The sequence below is a fragment of the Mycoplasma ovis str. Michigan genome, assembly GCF_000508245.1.
In the GTDB taxonomy this organism is placed as follows: domain Bacteria; phylum Bacillota_I; class Bacilli_A; order Mycoplasmatales; family Mycoplasmoidaceae; genus Eperythrozoon_A; species Eperythrozoon_A ovis.
In genome coordinates this window covers 606,525-623,210 of sequence record NC_023062.1, presented here as the reverse complement: position 1 = coordinate 623,210, position 16,686 = coordinate 606,525, and the positions used below count along the sequence as shown (strand labels likewise).

Sequence of the window (16,686 nt, the reverse complement as noted above, 5' to 3'; positions counted from 1 at the left end):
TTAAGGAATACGAATAAAAAACTAGGAAATTTGCTCAGAATTTACTTATTTTTATTTGAAAATTAATTTTCCTTGTCTTTTAGTGACTCAAGTATTTTAGTCAAAGTTTCTATAAATTTCTTCTCTTCCACTTCAGAACCCATTATGGATTTTCTTTCATAAGTACCATTTACTCATCTTGTATTATCTACGCAATGAGTTCCGTATACATCCTCTCTAGAGTCTTCATAACAAATAGATCCTCCTCCATTTATTTGTTGTGATTTTTCAATTTTTATATTTTTTCCAGATCTAATTTCATTAGACAACGTTGCCACAATATCAGTAATTTGCTTACGCAATTCTCTAGTTGATTTCATTCTTTTTGTAGCAATATCTTTTACTTTCTCTTCATATGAGTCAATGTCCTTAATTTGATCTAAAGCAATCTGTTCTTTTGTAAAAATTTCAAAAATTTTCTCTAAATTTTTAAATTCTGTTAATTTCGCAATTAAATCTGACTTTTCTTGTTGCATTTTGCCCTTTTCAGCTTGAATATTTTCATTAGTCTTTTCCAATTCTTCTTTCTCTAATTGAGTTTGTTTAATTTGACCCTCTTGCTCTATTATTTTTGCCTCCATTTCACTCAATTGAGCTTTATTTTTTTCAAGACTATTTCCGTCTCCCGTTAAGTCTGCTACTGTTTTCCGAATTGCTTCTAATAATGCTTTTTGTTGCTCAAGACTTTCTTTTAATGTTTTTTGACCCCCCTCTAATGTAACTTTTTGTGCCTTTAACTCTTGCAATAGTCGTGTTCTTGCTTCTAATTTATTTTTGTAATTAATTTCTTCGATAGACCAATCCCGTTTGTTTTGTTCTATCTCATACTGCAATTCATTGATTTTTCTCTCACTTTTTTCTAATTCTTTAGCATGTTCATCTTCACCTTCAATCAAAATCCGGCCATTGTTCTCTATATTTAAAAAATTTTTAGCACTTATTCCAATTGCAGTCCCACCCACCACAAATCCACTTAATGCTACCATTAAGACTTTGAAGATAGACATTATTTAATTTGTCACTTAAGACCTTATCTTGATTGTTCTGCTATAGTTCAAGATTTAAGCAAAGATTCTAACTTAGCTTTAAAGTTCTTTTTATCTTCTTCTTTCCCAAAAAACACGTGTGGTCTTGAAGTAAGTCCATCAACTCAATTCTTAAGTGTCATCAAAACTTGTTCTCTTAATCTAGTCTTTTCAGTCTTATGTCGTTTCGTTGAACCCAACAAACTTGTTTCATAAGTCTTAACTTTTTGAAGTTTCTGCTGATTCACACTATCTTTTGTTAATTCTTTAAAGATATTTTCAAGATATGAAAAATCTTTAAATCCTTCTATCTCCTCTTTAAGTTTTGTTTTTTCCTTTTCAGTTTGTTCTTTTTCTTCTTGAGCTTTATTTTTAGATTCTTCTAATAGCCTTTTATTTTCCTGAATTGTTTCAAGCTCACTCTTTTGTTGTTGTAATTGCGTTTCTAATCTTTGTTTATTGCTCTCATAATCAGCCTTTTCATTCTCTAATTTGTTTAAGAAATTCTTAGTATTTTCAAACTCTTGTTTTTTATTTTCTAATTCCTTTATTAGTGATTGGGTAGTACTATCGTAACTAACCTTTTGTTCTTCTAATTTTTTTATTTTTTGTTCAATTTCTTCTATTTTTTTAGCGTATCTGTAGTTCTCTTTTAGTAAATGTTTAGTATTTTCCTCTAATTTTTCGCTTAAATCATCTATTTCTTGAGATCTTTCATTTAATTCTCTAGAACGTTCAATTGTTCTTTTCTCTGATTTTTCCTTGGTTTCTTGAGCAATTGTCTTAGCACTATTTTTGGCATATTCACGAATACCTACACCAATCGTTGCACTTCCTAATAATAATCCACTGCCCCACCCCACGAGAACTTTTAAGAGGGACATAATTAACCTACCACTCGAATTTTTAAACTTCTACTCTAAATTTAACCCCTTTACTTTAAATCTTTTCTAATATTTTCTGCAATTCTGCTAAGAATCGTTCCTCTCTCACTTGAGAGTCAACTATATTTTGCCCATATATTTCTCTTGTAGTTCCCGCAAATCCTCGAGTGTTGGCTCTACCTAGCAACTGAACACGTAATTTATTTAAAGAACTCATAATATCTGTATTCTTGTCCCTTATTGATCTTTGCCTTCTAGTTATGGCATTATGTAAAACCGCTTTATATGTCCCCATGTCCTTAATTTGATTTTTGTCGATTTTTTCTTTCAATAATTACGCAAAAATCTTTTCCAAATAATTCAATTTTTTTAATTTTTCCTTCAAATCATCCTTTTCCCTTTTCAGGTTATCTTTTTCTACTTGAGCATCTTTATTAATTTTTTCCATGTCTGTTTTTTCAAATTGGGCTCCTGAAATCTTATTCTATTGATCTTTTAATCTAACCTCTAGTGCTTTTATTTGATCTTCAATGCTACCATTTTGCATTGCTTCTATTGATTGTGTAATTTTCAACAATTCTTCCTCTTGTTGTTTCATCTGCTCTTCTAATGTTTGTTTGTCACCAAGCTGACTTTGTGACATTTGAATTCTTTGCGTTACTTCTTCCAACTTTAACTCGTAATCTTTTTGTTCAGATAATACATCCAAATTACTTTGTTGCAATTGTTCTCTTAATTCACTAACTTTTCTTTCTAGTATTTGTAAATTTGAAGGAGATTGTCCTCCCATCAATCCAATTGCAGTACCTCCTGTTATGGCGCCACCCAATCCAGTCATTAAAACTTTCAAGTAACCCATAATTAACTAACTAATATCCCCCCTATTTTTTAGTTGTTTTTCAAGCATTGATCACTCCCTTCAAGCGATCCTTAAAACTTGTGTTGTCTTGAATATCCTTTCATATTCCCCTTCTTGATTCAAGATCACTAACTAATCTATCTAACATTCTTGCAACATCAGACCTCAATTCTTTCTTTGCATTTGAACGAAGAGATAACAATTTTTGTTCACGGTCTTTAATTTCCTGAACTTGCTCTTTTGGAACAACATTACCTTCTAATCCTTTAACAATCATTTCGAGTTTTTGCAAATTGCTAACTTGTTTAACAGTTTCCTGTAATTGTTGGACCTCCTTTTGAATTCTTACATTTTTCTCTTGAAGTTGGTTCTTAACTCTTTCCAATGAACTTTTCTCTTTTGTAATTGTTGAAATCTCAACTCCTTTTTTCTTTAGTTCCGACCATAATTGTTGTTTAGTTTTTTGATAATCAGACTTGGCCCGCTTTAACTGTTCTAAAGATTTTTTAGTATTTTCAACTTCTTCTTTTTTGTTGTCCAAATCCTCTGTTAGTTTTTGTAACTCTTCTTGTTGTGACTCTAAACCCTTTAGTAAGTTTTCTTTTTCTTGTATATCTTTTTCGTGTTTAGTTTGTTCGTTCTTTAGATATTCAATCTTTTGTAATAAATCAGCTTCTAGTTGAGTTATTTCTCGTCCCTTGGATTCTAATTCAGCTGTAACATTTGCAGGAACTGGTTGATTGCCTCCTCTAAAAACTACTCCAACGGTTGATCCGCCAAATAACAATCCTCCTGCCCCCCCCAGAAGCATAGTTTTTCAACCAGACATAATTAATTACTTATTGTCTTTTTAGTTCGCTTAGAAATTTTTAAAACTGTCTTATCCATTTTTAAGAGTAGTTTAATTTAACTTCTTTTTATCGACTATATTCTCTCAATTTTGTTTAACAAATTTCTAAAGTTGTTTACAAATTTATCTTCTTTGTCTGCATCTCCAATGATCCCCTTTTTTTCTAATTTGGTTTCTCGATCTTTTTTATTGTGACCAATTAAGTTAGCCAAACCAGATCAAATACCTTGTTGCTTTCTGTGCAACTCGATACCTTTTCTTTTTACAGCCTCCTGCAAGAATGCTTTATATTGGTTGATATTCGTGATTTGTTGACTTGAAATTTTAATACCCCGTAGCTCTGAAAAAACACTTTGGAGGTAACTTAGTTTTTCCAATTTCTTTTTTAGACTATTTCTTTCTTTTTCTAAATTACTATTTTTCGTTCGTTCACTTGCATGAGCTATTTCTAAAGTATCTCTTTCTGATTTAGCTTTTGAAAGCTGATTATTTTGTTCTTTTAATTTTGCTTGTAAATCATTAATTGCATTGATGTTTTTGGAATTTGCACTGCTCACTTGACTTAATGATTTTTCAGTATTTGATAATTCCTACTCTTGTTGTTTTATTTGATTTTCTAATTCCTGTTTATTACTGTTAAATTTTTCCTGTTTTTCTTTTAACTCTTGCAATTGTCTTTCAAATTACTGTAATTTCTTTTCATAATTAGTTTTTTCATCTGATAACTCTTGGCCACTCTGTTCTAACTTACTAAATAACTCACTAATCTCTTCATCTTTTGCATTGAGTATTTCGGAGGAAGAAGGCTGTCCTCCGACAAATAATTTATCCGCACCTAATCCAATAGTGGTACCTCCCGCCAAAACACCACTTAACTCTTTTATTATAGCCCTTAAAGAACTCATAATTATTTATTTATAAAGTCTTAAATTTTCAATTCGTCTTTCAATCCTTCACAACTTGTTCTAATCGATTTTTAAACTTGATTTTTTCTGCAGAATTTCCTTCCAATTTATTGACTCATCTGTTTAGCATGTCAAACATGGAACCTCTAAAATCTTTAATTTTTTCCTTTCGTAAATTCAACAATTCTTTTTTATGTTTTTGAATTTCTAAAGCCCTCCCAGTTGAAGGATCTTCATTGTTTAACACTAGGAAAATTTTCTCAAGTGTTTCCAAATTTTTAATTTGATTAATTCTTGCACTTAAATCATTCTTTTCACTTTGAGCCTGCTCTCTTCTAGCTTGTAAATCTTTCTGAGATTTCTCCAATGAACTTTTGCGTTCTTCAGCTTTCGAAAGTTCAGTCTTTTGTTGATTTAGTTGTTGCTCCAATTGTCTTTTGGTTGTTTCATAACCCGCTTTCTCTTGCTTTATTTGTTCTAAAGATCTTTTAGTTTCTTCAACCTTTGGTTGCCTTTCTTTTAATTCTTCGGTTAATTGTTTTGTAGTACTATCTAAATCTTTCTGCTGTTTTTCTAAATTCTTTAATTCTTGTTCTCTTTGTCCTAAATCTTTTCGTATTTAGATTTTTCGCTTAATAAATCTGCATTTTTCTTGGACAACTGATCACTTAATTGAGTTATTTGTTGATTTTTAGACCTTAATTGCTCATCATATTCTTCTTGCGTAATTTCAGTAACAACTGCTTGATGCCGAAACCCTTTAAATCCTAGTCCGACAGTTGTTCCTCCCAACAATAGACCCCCCCAGCAGAAGAGTCTTTAGGTTGGCCATAATTATCTAATTATTTTTATTTTCAAACTTTTAATGACCCTTTTTCGCTAAATCGAATTAATTAGATTTATTTTATTCGCATGCATTGGCACTTTTAGTTATCTAAGACTCATTATTCTAATTTCTCTTAAAGTCTCTTGTTATTCCTTTCACAATTATTTCTGCTTATTTTTATTTTTTAGATAAATTCGTTAGTTCATTGGAAACAATTGCTTAATTCTCTTTTCCAAAAAGCGATTTATACCAATTGACTGACAAAAATTTTATTGAGAGAACTTGTTGGCTTAGTTATATTCACCACATTAACCGGTTTGTCAAATTTATCCCCTACCATTTGCACTTCTCCCTCTCACTCTCCCTCAATATCAGATTCAAATGCTTTACCCGTAAAAACTATTTTTCTATAATCTCCTGAATTTTCTTCTCCTGTCGTAACTTGCATTTTTATATCAAGCTTATTCCCCGCAGTTAATGTCTCTCTTCTTGGGAAAAGATTATTCGGGAATGAACCTGCCCAATCACTAGGAAACTTAGAATCTTCCCCTTCATTTGTTTTTTTGCAAATTACCGAAAGATAATGGTCTATTTCTTGACCGGCATTTCAGATTGCGTCTCCCAATGTTTTTTCATTTTCTGTGCTACCTGCATCGCCATCAAAGCTAGCCTTGGCTTTTATTATTTCGCAATTACCACTCATTTCTTTTACTTCTGGTACCACAGGAACATGAGGAGCCATTTCAGGTTCATCCTCGGGAGGAACTTCTTGTGGATCTTTTATAGGAGATTCTGGAAGTGATTCTCCAGAAGTAATGTGTTCCTCACGAGAATCTAAAGATGGAGTAGGCTGTTGAGTTACTTGAACTATAGGCTTATCATTAGTAGAACCTTATTGTTGTCTTAGAAGTCACGGAATACCCGAACATCCTCCCCAAATTCCAGCAACTAAAGCAAGTTTGCTTGGACTTATAGGCATAATTAACTACTTCTTTTAGAAAGCAAGTTTAAAAAACTTACAAGTAGGAGAATGATATAGGAAAACATGGTTTTGGCAATCTACTTGTCCAATTATTTTTAAATTGTAAGTCGATATATCAATAGCATTTTGTATCAAATGCTTAAAAACTTGAACAGAGTTCAACCAAAACAAAAAAAGAAATGGAAAACCAAAAGTTGTATCGTATAGATTTACGACCGATAGAACTTTAAAAAATTGAAAGAGACTATCTGTGAGTATTCATTAATACTCATTTGAAGAAAGAAATCAAATGAAATTCCAATTAAGATAAGAAAAAAAGATACACAAGTGAAAACAGGAGTGGACCTTGTTAATCACCTGCGTTACATTGGAATTTTTAAATATTATTTGAAACTACAACAGTAAAGTTTTAGGACAATCTAAGTAATAACGAAGAAATAACACTCAAGTTAATAAGAGAATTAGAAAAAACAAACGATAAGTTTTGAAAAGTATTGAATGAAAAAAACTAGGTTATTTTTTAGATGAAAAAGATTATTCCAATGGTAACAATTATGGACCCGAAGTTAGTGAAGTGGCAAATGAATTAAGTAAAAAAGAATAACTTCTAAAAAATGAATAAAGTAAAAAACTCTCTACCTAAAAAAATTAATAAACAAATGATATTTCAAAACTTAAAAAATTGAATTAAAGATTCAGATAGCGAAACTCTTGAACATCTAAAAAGTAGCTTAAACATGATAAAAAAATGAGAAAAAAAATGAAATATAAAAAGCTTTTATGAAAGTTGAGAAGAACATAAAGAAGCATATGAAGAATTAAAAGAAATACCTGAATTTCCTTGTGCAAAAGAATTGGAAGAAATAATGAATAAAACGCTAAGAGAAATATCTCAAAAATTTCGTAAACTTTATATTTTCCGCTTAACACGTGCATTAATAAACATAAATAACGATTGAAGGTGTAAAACAAATTTCAATACAGATAAATTAAATAGACAAGATTGAATGAAAATATGAGAGATAGCAGAAGAAACAATAAATGAAATATATACCAAGAAAAAAACTTGAAGCTAATACTATGAAAATAATGATTCTCTAAAAAATCAAAATGAAAGACAACTATTTTTGTCTTTCTTTAAAAAGACATTATTTGGCACTGTAGTTGCTTCTGTTGGAATTATGAAATTACCTTTAATTCCGAAAAACGATACTGAAATGCGGGAAGAACAACAATATTAGATTTTGAGATTTCCAAAGAAAAGGAAGATTATAGGGAATTTACGGAAGTAAAAGAGCCTAGAATTATTAAACTCATGGACTTTTCTTGTTCTGTTGAATATGGCTCCAATTTGAATAAAAAATTATTGAAATGTTCTTAAAAATAATTTCTTCTGTTCTTTAATTTCCAAATTAATTTTTCACCTAGCAATAAAGAGATACTAGAGAAATTGAGTCCAAAAATATAAAAGGTAGTCGCTAAATATAAATTATTGAAAATACTCAAAATCAATGTTAAATGGTATTTAAAGACCTGTAAATAAACTTTTCCTCAATTTTTCAATGCTTTTTGGGAAAATTCGATAATCGATATCTTTTAGAAAGATCTTTTAAGAAATATACCAAATATTTATTTTTTAATTTTTTCTAATAACTTTTTAGCTATTTGAAATTCAATAGGATGTTTAAGATGCTTTAGTTTTTGTTCTATTAATCATTTGTCATATTTCAAGGCCTCTTCTTCTTTTGTCCCTTTGAAATGTAATTTAGCAATCTTTTCATCAACTTCTTTTCTTTTTGGGCGAAATTCCTTGGATGATTGATTTATCTCGTCTAAAGCTTTCTCAAAATCCTCTTGTTTCACATAAAACTTGCTGTAAGGATTATCTTTTCATGCTCCCCAATCATTTTGATAAGAACTTTGTGTAACATTCCCTTCCTTAGTTAGCTTAATTTGCTTATTTCCTCAATTAATTTGTTTTAGGGCCGAGGAAAGATTTTCGGGAACAGGAGATTTTTTGTCTTTTACTTTATTTTCTTTAGACTCATTGTCCCCTTTAGAAACAGAACTTAAGTTTTTCAAAAGTTTATTTCTCTCATTGGAAAGTGTTCTGTGGAGCTTATAAATCTTTTGTAAACTGTGTCTTTCTTTTGGATCAAGAGAGTGAATTATATCTTCATCTTTTCCCCTCTTTGCAACTCCCTTTGTAATTTTTCTTCGGACTTCTTGAATATTGGTTTGATGTTTTTTTAGACCTTTGCCCCCCCCTTCTCGAGAATAGATTGATATTTTTTCAGCAATAGGTTATTTATTTCCTCAACTTTCTCTGAAATTGTTATTTCTCCCTTTACTTGTTCAATTGTTTTTTCAGAGTCTTCTTCTCCTTTAGGTGGAGATACTTCTAATTTCTCTGAATCATTACCATTGAAATATAACTTAATATCAGGAAGACTAGTGTAAGGAGTTAGTTTCTCTGCATTTGGAGATATTGTCTGAATTTCCAGTTTCTTATTTTCATCTAAAACTTGTGATTTGCTAACTGTTCTCATTTTTGTAGATAAAGGAATTCCTTTATATTCTTGGAATGTCCCGACACTATTACTTAAAGTGAGTGCTGAAATACCTCCTGATACAGTAATAAAAGCCAATCCTCATAAAAATAACTTAGTCTTAGATCTCAAGTATTTAATATGCAGTCAGAGTTGAGTGTTTTAGAAAGAAGGTCAATTGTTCTGCTCCTTAGAGCTAAGAACAAATTGTCCCTCATCAATTCTAATTAAGTATTTTTTTATAACAACCATTTACGGCTTGTAAATAAGAATTTTTGACTATTAAGTTAAAAATTAAAGTCCTTCGGGGTAGCTTAAAAACTAATACTTAACTTTTAGAGATTAATTGTTATTGGAGGGGATTTAGCGCAATAGATTCTACATTCGATACTTGTAGATCTTTTCACTTGCACATTATCCCTTTTATATTCTTCATCCTCTTGGTCTTCTGGATAACCTCTATCTTTAGGAGATTCAGAGAGAAAACAATAATTCTTCTCCCCTCAAGAACTCGGAAATCCATCCTCATCAACTGCTTCTAATTTGAGAGATAAATTATTTGGGAACTCTGCCAAGATTGGGCTTGCAATGGTGAAAGCTTTAGTTTCCCCACTTTCTGTAATAGTTGCCAAAACCTTTCTTTCTCCTTAAGCTTTTAAATCTTTTAATTCCAGAATTTTATTTTGTTCTATATCGTATAAATAATAATTATTATTTGTGCAAGCCATTAATCTTTCAGAGGTATTTGATTCAATTTCAAACTCATAACATGTCTTGTCTGGCAAAAACTCAGCTAAAACACTATAGGAATTAGAAGCTGATTTCGAAAAAGCAATTGGAGTTGCAATTGAAACTCCAGACAAAGCAAAAACAGCAAATTTAGATAATCCTAAAAAGCTCATTTAACTAATTTTTCTAATTGTACAATTGACGAAGTCTTAATTATTTGTAGTCCCCTTAAAAACAGACTCTTTTAGAACTTTAACTTTCTTTTTCTTTCAAGGATTCAAACAATTTTTTTAATTCTTCTATAAATTTATCTTTCTATGATATATTTTTTCCTTGAAGCGCATAAAACTGTATCGGCAGAAACTCAATGTTGCCTCAGTATCAAAAGGATACTCGAAAAACTTCCTACAATCCCAGAAACCACACAAGCGCATTGCGACTAATAGACATTGTTAATGAATCAATAAAAAAGAGTTTAAAGAGCGATGTACAATGGATACAGATATAATTTTGCCTTTTGTGGCGAAAAAAATAATTTTAACTATCCTAAATTTTTACCACCTGCTAATTAAGTCCCTTTTTTCCTTTCGCCATTCATCTCAGACTCCAATCTACTTTCAACAAAACTATTTTTTATAATTTTCATTATTTTTTTCTGAAACTACAGGAGAAGTTGTCATTTTCTTGTCAACTTTCGTTTTAGTAGTTAATGTATTTTTTCTTTCTCTAAAAAATTTCTATGAATATATCTATTCAGTTAGGGCGGAAAATGCAAATAGACACCAGAAACTATCTAGCACAAGGTCTCGTATCATATACTGCAAACCAACGATATCTGAAATTATTTCACAATTACCTGACTTCGATTCCTTAACAATTTAATTATTTAGCCTGAGTTTGGGGAATTTTAATTGTTTTTATAACTTTTAATTCTTGTTTATAATCACCACAAGTTAATTTAGGCCTGTGAGAACCTCCCGTTGCTGTCTCAAACTTACAAATTGTAGAGAGATCTTGATTATCCAATTGTGTTAATTTATCACTATCAAATCCAAGAATTACGTCTCATGTATTTATTCCCCCAATATTCATATTTATTTCTTTAGTTCCAGTTCCATTGTTAGGAGTTATTGTAACTGTAAGTTTTCTTTCTTGTTTGCTTGTCGTTATTGATTTAACTTGCATCATGTCACGTCGTTGTCACTCTTTCCCTCATCATTCAAGTCAAAATAGAGGATTATCTTTTTCCTGAGGGGGCGGGCAGACATACATGAAACCACCATCCGCTACACTAGAAAACAAACTATAACATGTCTTTGTTTCGTATGTTACTTCTTTCGAGCTAGCTACTGCCCCACCCGCTGGAGAGAAAGAAATCGCAGTTGCAGTAATTCCCGAAACAACGCCACCTAGACCTAATGCAATTAATAAATGTCTCCCTAACCTTGAAATAGCCATTATAGAATTTAGTTAGTTTAGCTATCCAGTTATTGTACCTCAGTTGAAAGCTTTATAAAAAACCTTAATTTTATATCCAATAAAGGCTTACTGAAATTTTTTCATCAAAAAATTTGGTTTCTTCCAAAAGAGACAAAAATCTAATAATTTTTGAAAAATTTTTAAAGTGGTTAGTCTATAAAAAAATGTACCCCTCTCTGATTGACGGATAATGTGTTTCCTTAGATTCTAGATTTTTCAAGAGAATATTCATTGGGTTTTTATAATTCCCATCTCCCAACATTAATTCCAAAATAATTTAATTGTCTAAGTTAAAAGAAACAATCTCTAATTCTTGTAACTTGAATCAATTTCAATTTCTCAATTATGTAACCAAAGAGTGGTAGAGAAATTAATTTAGGTATTATATTTCGAAACCCTTAAGATTAGAACTTTTAAAAGAATTATTTATTTTTCAATTGTTCAAATACATCTGTCAAGGTTTTTATAAACTCTTCTTCCTCTTTTGTAGAACCTACTATGGGTACTTTGTATTTATATCCTGATATGTATAGCCTACTTCTATCTAAATCTGCTTCAATTACTTTGACTTCTTTTCCAGAACGAAGTTCATCAAATAATCTTGCCAAATTGTCTGAAATATCCTTTCGAAAAGCACTTATTTCTTCTCTTTGTCGTGTTATCACGCTTAATAATTTTGCTTTGTATTCTTCAATGCTTTTAATCTGATCTCCAGTGGAACTATCTTTTAAAAATTCTTTAAAGATTTTCTCCAATCTCTTCATCTGTTCTAATTTTTCACTTAATTCCTTGTGTTCTTTTTGAGCTTGGTTCTTTTCTTCCAAATAAGTTTTTTTATTTTGTTGAATTTTTTCTAGCTCAGCTTTTATTCCACTAATTTTTAAGTTCAATGCATCCTCACTATTTTGGTCATATGTTCTCTTCAGATCTTCTAGTTGTTTCTTAGTTGCGCTTAAGTCTTCTGTTGATGTCGATTCTCTTAATTTTTTTAACTCATCTTGTCTGGAAGACAAATCCTTGTTGTAATTATCCTCATTTTCAGACTTTTGTTGAATTAATTTATCCAACTCATTCTGCAATTGAGTTATAGTGTTAGATTGTTCTTCTAACTCTGCAGTGCGATCGGATAACTGAATTTGATTTCCTGTAGTCAATTCTGAACCGCTCCCAAGCAACAATTTACCTCCAGCTCCAATTGCAACTCCTCCAGCCAGAACTCCACTTAAGCCTAAACTTAAAGCTTTCAAAATGGCCATATTATTTACTATCTTTCATTCATTCTGCTTTTTTCTCTTCTAACTGTTTTATAAATTTTTGTTCGTCACCCTCTTTTACTCCTACTTTCAGATATCTTCCGTTTTTTAGGTCACTGATAAACGCGTCCAATGTATCGAAGAAACTACGTCTCAATCTTGTAACTACTGTTTTCTTGAATTGCCCCGATCCCAAAATTGCGTCCTCGTCTCTCTTCAACGCATTGATAGCCTCTTTAGATGGTACTTTACCAAATAACCTGCTATATAGTTCTTCAAAATCTTTAAATTGTTGTAATTCCTGACCTAAGTCTCTCTTAGCTCCCTCAACTTGTGTTTTTTCTTTCAAGTCAGCTTCTAGTCCTGCCTTAAGTGTTGAAATCAGTTTTTCTTGTTCCTCGTATTGTCTATTTAAAGCGTCTAAATTATCTTTACTATTTAATAAGTTTTGTATTTGTGTTTTAGCGTTCTCTAACTCAGACTTCTGTTGTCTTAATACTTCTAGTTGTTGTTCTAAAGTTGTTAGTTCTCCAGCTTGTTGCTCCTTTTCACTTAATAATTCTCCCTTACGTCTCTCTACCTCCTCTTTTAACCTGTCTACTTCTTTAGTTTTTTCTTGTAATTGTTGTTCTAAATGCCCCCCCCGAACAGTTAAATCTTCGGTTGCGGATGTAATTCGTCGAGAGGTTAAGTGTTGATTAACACCAACTCCAACCACAGTACCACCTAACACTAACCCACTTCCTCCCAAGATTATCGCCTTTAAAAAAGCCATTCCAACTATTTATTTAGGTGTTTAAACAAAATTACTTAATTACCTTAATTTTATGTTTTGCGCGAAAGAGTTAAAAAAATAGAAACAAACCAAATAATTATTATTTCTTCTCTAATTAATTTCTGCAGTTATTTGTACTTTTAAAAGAATTACTTATTTTTTCAATTTTTCAAATATATCTTTCAAGGTTTTTATAAACTCCTCTTCCTCTTGCGGAGAACCTACTATAGGTAATTTTCATGTATATCCTGGTAAATACAGTCTATCTCACTGTGCATCTGTTTCAGTTACTTTTACCTCTCTCCCAGTTCTCAAATCCCTAATTAATTTTTCCAAGTTCTCGGAAATACTCTTGTAAAAATTATCTATCTTACCTTTGCGTTGTAACGCAATACTTGACAATCTTTCTTTGTATTGCTCAACGTCTTTAATTTGATCTTCAGAAATATTTTCCTCCAAAAATTCGTTAAAAACTTTTTCAAATCTTTTCATTTGTTCTAATCTTGTACTTGACTCTCGATTGTATTTTTCAGCTTGATTCTTCGCTTCTAAAGAAGCTCTTTTATCTTGCTGAATTCTTTCCAATTCAGTTTTTTGTTGTTTAATTTTTGAGTTTCATTCATTTTCACTATCTTGACTCCCTTCTCCCCTTAACGTTTTTAGTTGTTCTTTAGTTTCATCGAAACCCTTTGTCAATCCTCTTAATCTTCCTAACTCTTCTTGCTTGGAAGCCAAGTCCCTATCGTACTCACTCCTCTTGTCAGATTGTTGTTTAGTCAATTCATTCAACTCAGTTTTCAACTGGGTTATAGTGTAAGTTGTTTCTTCTAATTCTTCGGTCGGATCGGATAACTCATCTGAACTATTTGTAACTACTGTTTGATTGCTTCCCAGCAATACCTTACCTCCAATTCCAATAACTGCTCCTCCAGCTAAAACTCCACTTAAACCCAAACTTAAAGCTTTTAAAATAGCCATATTATTTGTTATTCTTAATTGAACTTTCCACTTGTTTTCATTCTTCCAATATTTCTTCCAATCGTTTCATAAATTTTTGTTTGTCTTCGTCATTGCCTTTCATATTGATGTCTCTTCTGGTTTTAAGGTCGTGAATGAATGTATTTAAAGAAGCAGAGAAATTTTTCCTCAATTTTGCAACCACAGCTTTCCTTCGACCACTTAATCCTAAAATAAAGTCTTCTCTTTGTCTCAACTCGCCGATAGAGTCTTTAGAAGTTGTGCCACCGAATAATCGGTTGTAAAGTTCTGAGAATTTTTGAAAACTTTGCAACTCTTGTTCCAACTCTTGTTTTGTTTTTTCGACTTGTTTTTGTGCCTGTAGGCCTCCCTCTAAATCTTTTCTAAGTGTTTCAATTTGTCGCTCTTGTGACTCTCATTGCTTAACTAAAATTTCTAACTTTTCTTTACCATCTAATAATTCTTTTATTTGTTTTTGAGCCCCCTCTAACTCAGACTTTTGTTGTTTTAATGTTGCTAATTGTTCTTCTAAAGAAGCTAAACTTTCCGATTGCTGTTGCCCTTCTTTTAATAAATCTTGTTTAAGATTTTCTACCTGTTCTTTTAAACTATTTAATTCTTGAATTTTCTCTTGTAACTTTTTAATTTTCTGCTCTAAAAGCCCCCCCCGAGTAGTTGAGTCTCCCTCTACTTGTGTAATTTGTGGAGAACTGAAGTGTTTATTAATACCCACTCCAACAGCAGCACCACCCACCAATAATTCACTTCCTCCCAAAGCTATTGCTTTGAAGAGAGCCATTCTAACTATTTATTCAGGATTGAAGTAACCTTTTAAGCCTTTTAATTTTTTTTATTCTCTTTTTATGAAGGGTAAATGTTCTATCTTTAAGTATTTGCTGAAGTAGGTATCAAATAAATTTGGTTGTTAAGAGGGGCAGGCAAACTAGGGGAAGTAACTTCAATAATTATTGTTTCTTCATCTTTATTTTGTTCTCCTGATCATGAAGTTTTACCATTGTATTCTCCAGTTATTGGAGATGCAAATTTATTTCCGGTAAATATCACTGTACCGTGTTTAGGACGTTCTTCTCCTAAATTTTTAGGAGTAACGTTCATTGCTACATTAATTTGGTCACCTTCCTTCAAAGCATCTCCCTCTTTAAAAAAGCTTTTGGAAAATACCCCCGTCCAATTATTAGGAAGTATTGAGTTTCCATTTTTATCAGTTTTTGTACAGGAAAGTGTGTAGTAATTATCCTTTTCTATCTGAAGTCCTGTAAATAAACTCTCCAAATTTAATCCAGTAAGTGAATTAACTACTCCGCAGCTTCCTGATACAACATTGGTTGAATCATCTTGAGAAACTTGTCCTTCTGTTGGGTTTGAAGGAGAACTAGAAAGGTCTGTTGAATCTTGTGTAGTGGTTGTTGCCATGAAATTCCCCTTGGTCACTATTAGAGGAATACCAATACAACTACCACACACCCCAGAAGCTACATCAAGAGTTTTAATACTAAGAGCCACTTTAAAGTAAGTCTTTGATTATTATCTCAGGATTTTAAACCATTAACTTATTGAGAGAACTAATTTTAGGTGAAATAGGAGAGATTGTCTCTACTATTTGTGTTAAAAACTTGTAAGACTTGTTTCACTGGAAATAAGATATATCCTGTTATTGTTAGTTCCACGAATTTTTAGTGCCTCCTTATTATCAGTCTTTTTGGTTCTTCCTCGCTGTCATTCTCCATTTACAGTAGATGTAAACTTATCAGACAAAAATTCCACTCTATATTTTTTTAATTCTCCCACTGAATATATAGAGGTTACCTTCATTGAAATTTCCAATAGCTCTTTTTCGTCCTTTGTCTGTCCTACTTTAAATAAGCTTCGCGGGAATAATCCTGTTCAATCATTTGGAAGTTCTAAAGGATTCTCGCTAGTTTGCTTACACAAAACCGTTAAATAAGAATCCTCAACTAACTGAAGATCCTTAAATACTTTACTTAAATCCACATTTTCAAGAGATTTTACGAACTCACAATTCCCCGAATTCTCTTTTTGAGGGGCAGATTCCTTCTTCTCTGGTACTTTAGTCTTTTTAGGTGGTTCTGGGGGTCGAGTAGAGTCTTTCCTTGGTTTTTGAGTCTCTAAAGGCTTGGTCGCTTCTTTAAAAGAATCTTTGTCTCCGACTTCATTTTCTTTAGAGATATTTTTTGTCGCTCCTGCCGTTTCCCCTTTAACCTCCGGAATAACAACAGGATCTTTAGATATTTTTAAGGACTGTGCAACATAGTTTACTGTTTCTTTTCCTTGCGAAAGCGATAAAGGAATACCAAGACAAATTCCACCTAGTCCGGAAGATAATGCCAGAACTTTAGGACCTAAAGACATTTTTTAAATAATTATGTCTTATTTCTAATTTTTTTATAAATTATTTTTAAGAACTTAAAGTAAAGACTAGTACTAATTAACATCAATTAGTAGGATTTATTTGTTTTTGCCAAAAAACAAATATTGACACCATATAAATACATTTAGTTAATCTTTTGGTCA

The 16,686-nt window shown here is 31.5% G+C and carries 23 protein-coding genes; 2 read left to right on the top strand and 21 right to left on the bottom strand.

Annotated features, from left to right (window positions below):
- Positions 1-62: 62 nt before the first annotated feature.
- The 10 genes from MR07_RS03560 to MR07_RS03515 form a co-directional block, all read right to left on the bottom strand.
- Positions 63-1,046 (bottom strand): hypothetical protein, encoded by a 984-nt coding sequence (locus MR07_RS03560; RefSeq protein WP_024071544.1) that lies wholly within the window; start codon positions 1,044-1,046, stop codon positions 63-65.
- Between the two features lie 23 nt (positions 1,047-1,069).
- Complete coding sequence (locus MR07_RS03555) at positions 1,070-1,948, bottom strand: hypothetical protein (RefSeq protein ID WP_043901216.1); 879 nt, start codon at positions 1,946-1,948, stop codon at positions 1,070-1,072.
- Between the two features lie 55 nt (positions 1,949-2,003).
- Positions 2,004-2,243: a hypothetical protein gene (locus MR07_RS03550; protein ID WP_144079582.1), complete on the bottom strand. Its 240-nt coding sequence runs from the start codon at positions 2,241-2,243 to the stop codon at positions 2,004-2,006.
- Positions 2,244-2,432: 189 nt separating this feature from the next.
- The gene (locus MR07_RS03545; protein ID WP_024071540.1) at positions 2,433-2,807 is read right to left on the bottom strand and encodes a hypothetical protein; all 375 of its coding nucleotides are present in this window, start codon (positions 2,805-2,807) and stop codon (positions 2,433-2,435) included.
- A 22-nt stretch (positions 2,808-2,829) separates the two neighbouring features.
- Entirely contained in the window at positions 2,830-3,636 is an 807-nt protein-coding gene (locus MR07_RS03540) for a coiled-coil domain-containing protein (protein WP_024071539.1), read from the bottom strand.
- A 95-nt stretch (positions 3,637-3,731) separates the two neighbouring features.
- A complete protein-coding gene (locus MR07_RS03535) occupies positions 3,732-4,214 on the bottom strand; it encodes a hypothetical protein (protein ID WP_024071538.1) in 483 nt (160 codons plus the stop codon).
- A 126-nt stretch (positions 4,215-4,340) separates the two neighbouring features.
- Positions 4,341-4,562 carry a hypothetical protein gene (locus MR07_RS03530; protein ID WP_024071537.1) on the bottom strand — a complete coding sequence of 74 codons (222 nt, stop codon included), beginning with the start codon at positions 4,560-4,562 and terminating at the stop codon, positions 4,341-4,343.
- A gap of 10 nt (positions 4,563-4,572) precedes the next feature.
- Positions 4,573-4,992 carry a hypothetical protein gene (locus MR07_RS03525; protein WP_024071536.1) on the bottom strand — a complete coding sequence of 140 codons (420 nt, stop codon included), beginning with the start codon at positions 4,990-4,992 and terminating at the stop codon, positions 4,573-4,575.
- Positions 4,993-5,165: 173 nt separating this feature from the next.
- The gene (locus MR07_RS03520; protein ID WP_144079581.1) at positions 5,166-5,357 is read right to left on the bottom strand and encodes a hypothetical protein; all 192 of its coding nucleotides are present in this window, start codon (positions 5,355-5,357) and stop codon (positions 5,166-5,168) included.
- A gap of 275 nt (positions 5,358-5,632) precedes the next feature.
- Complete coding sequence (locus tag MR07_RS03515) at positions 5,633-6,091, bottom strand: hypothetical protein (protein ID WP_024071534.1); 459 nt, start codon at positions 6,089-6,091, stop codon at positions 5,633-5,635.
- On the opposite strand from MR07_RS03515, the gene MR07_RS03510 reads away from it, so the two are divergent.
- The gene (locus MR07_RS03510; protein ID WP_024071533.1) at positions 6,060-6,386 is read left to right on the top strand and encodes a hypothetical protein; all 327 of its coding nucleotides are present in this window, start codon (positions 6,060-6,062) and stop codon (positions 6,384-6,386) included. The two genes, MR07_RS03515 and MR07_RS03510, sit on opposite strands and share 32 nt — an antisense overlap.
- 598 nt (positions 6,387-6,984) lie before the next feature.
- Complete coding sequence (locus MR07_RS03505; RefSeq protein ID WP_024071531.1) at positions 6,985-7,446, top strand: hypothetical protein; 462 nt, start codon at positions 6,985-6,987, stop codon at positions 7,444-7,446.
- A 553-nt stretch (positions 7,447-7,999) separates the two neighbouring features.
- Here MR07_RS03505 and MR07_RS03500 read toward each other — a convergent pair.
- The 11 genes from MR07_RS03500 to MR07_RS03450 all read right to left on the bottom strand — a co-directional run bounded on the left by MR07_RS03500 (position 8,000) and on the right by MR07_RS03450 (position 16,524).
- Positions 8,000-8,452, bottom strand: coding sequence for a hypothetical protein (locus MR07_RS03500; protein WP_024071529.1), 453 nt, complete (start codon positions 8,450-8,452; stop codon positions 8,000-8,002).
- A 167-nt stretch (positions 8,453-8,619) separates the two neighbouring features.
- Positions 8,620-9,018: a hypothetical protein gene (locus MR07_RS03495; protein WP_144079580.1), complete on the bottom strand. Its 399-nt coding sequence runs from the start codon at positions 9,016-9,018 to the stop codon at positions 8,620-8,622.
- Positions 9,019-9,254: 236 nt separating this feature from the next.
- A complete protein-coding gene (locus MR07_RS03490) occupies positions 9,255-9,551 on the bottom strand; it encodes a hypothetical protein (RefSeq protein ID WP_024071526.1) in 297 nt (98 codons plus the stop codon).
- A gap of 15 nt (positions 9,552-9,566) precedes the next feature.
- On the bottom strand, positions 9,567-9,821 hold the full coding sequence (locus tag MR07_RS03485; protein WP_024071525.1) for a hypothetical protein: 255 nt from the start codon (positions 9,819-9,821) through the stop codon (positions 9,567-9,569).
- Positions 9,822-10,530: 709 nt separating this feature from the next.
- Positions 10,531-11,106: a hypothetical protein gene (locus MR07_RS03480; protein ID WP_024071524.1), complete on the bottom strand. Its 576-nt coding sequence runs from the start codon at positions 11,104-11,106 to the stop codon at positions 10,531-10,533.
- Positions 11,107-11,549: 443 nt separating this feature from the next.
- A complete protein-coding gene (locus tag MR07_RS03475; RefSeq protein ID WP_024071522.1) occupies positions 11,550-12,383 on the bottom strand; it encodes a hypothetical protein in 834 nt (277 codons plus the stop codon).
- Between the two features lies 1 nt (position 12,384).
- A complete protein-coding gene (locus MR07_RS03470) occupies positions 12,385-13,155 on the bottom strand; it encodes a hypothetical protein (protein ID WP_024071521.1) in 771 nt (256 codons plus the stop codon).
- A gap of 153 nt (positions 13,156-13,308) precedes the next feature.
- Positions 13,309-14,133 (bottom strand): hypothetical protein, encoded by an 825-nt coding sequence (locus MR07_RS03465; protein WP_024071520.1) that lies wholly within the window; start codon positions 14,131-14,133, stop codon positions 13,309-13,311.
- Between the two features lies 1 nt (position 14,134).
- The gene (locus MR07_RS03460; RefSeq protein ID WP_024071519.1) at positions 14,135-14,932 is read right to left on the bottom strand and encodes a hypothetical protein; all 798 of its coding nucleotides are present in this window, start codon (positions 14,930-14,932) and stop codon (positions 14,135-14,137) included.
- 86 nt (positions 14,933-15,018) lie between these two features.
- Positions 15,019-15,657 (bottom strand): hypothetical protein, encoded by a 639-nt coding sequence (locus tag MR07_RS03455; protein ID WP_024071518.1) that lies wholly within the window; start codon positions 15,655-15,657, stop codon positions 15,019-15,021.
- A gap of 102 nt (positions 15,658-15,759) precedes the next feature.
- The gene (locus tag MR07_RS03450) at positions 15,760-16,524 is read right to left on the bottom strand and encodes a hypothetical protein (RefSeq protein WP_024071517.1); all 765 of its coding nucleotides are present in this window, start codon (positions 16,522-16,524) and stop codon (positions 15,760-15,762) included.
- Between the last annotated feature and the right edge of the window lie 162 nt (positions 16,525-16,686).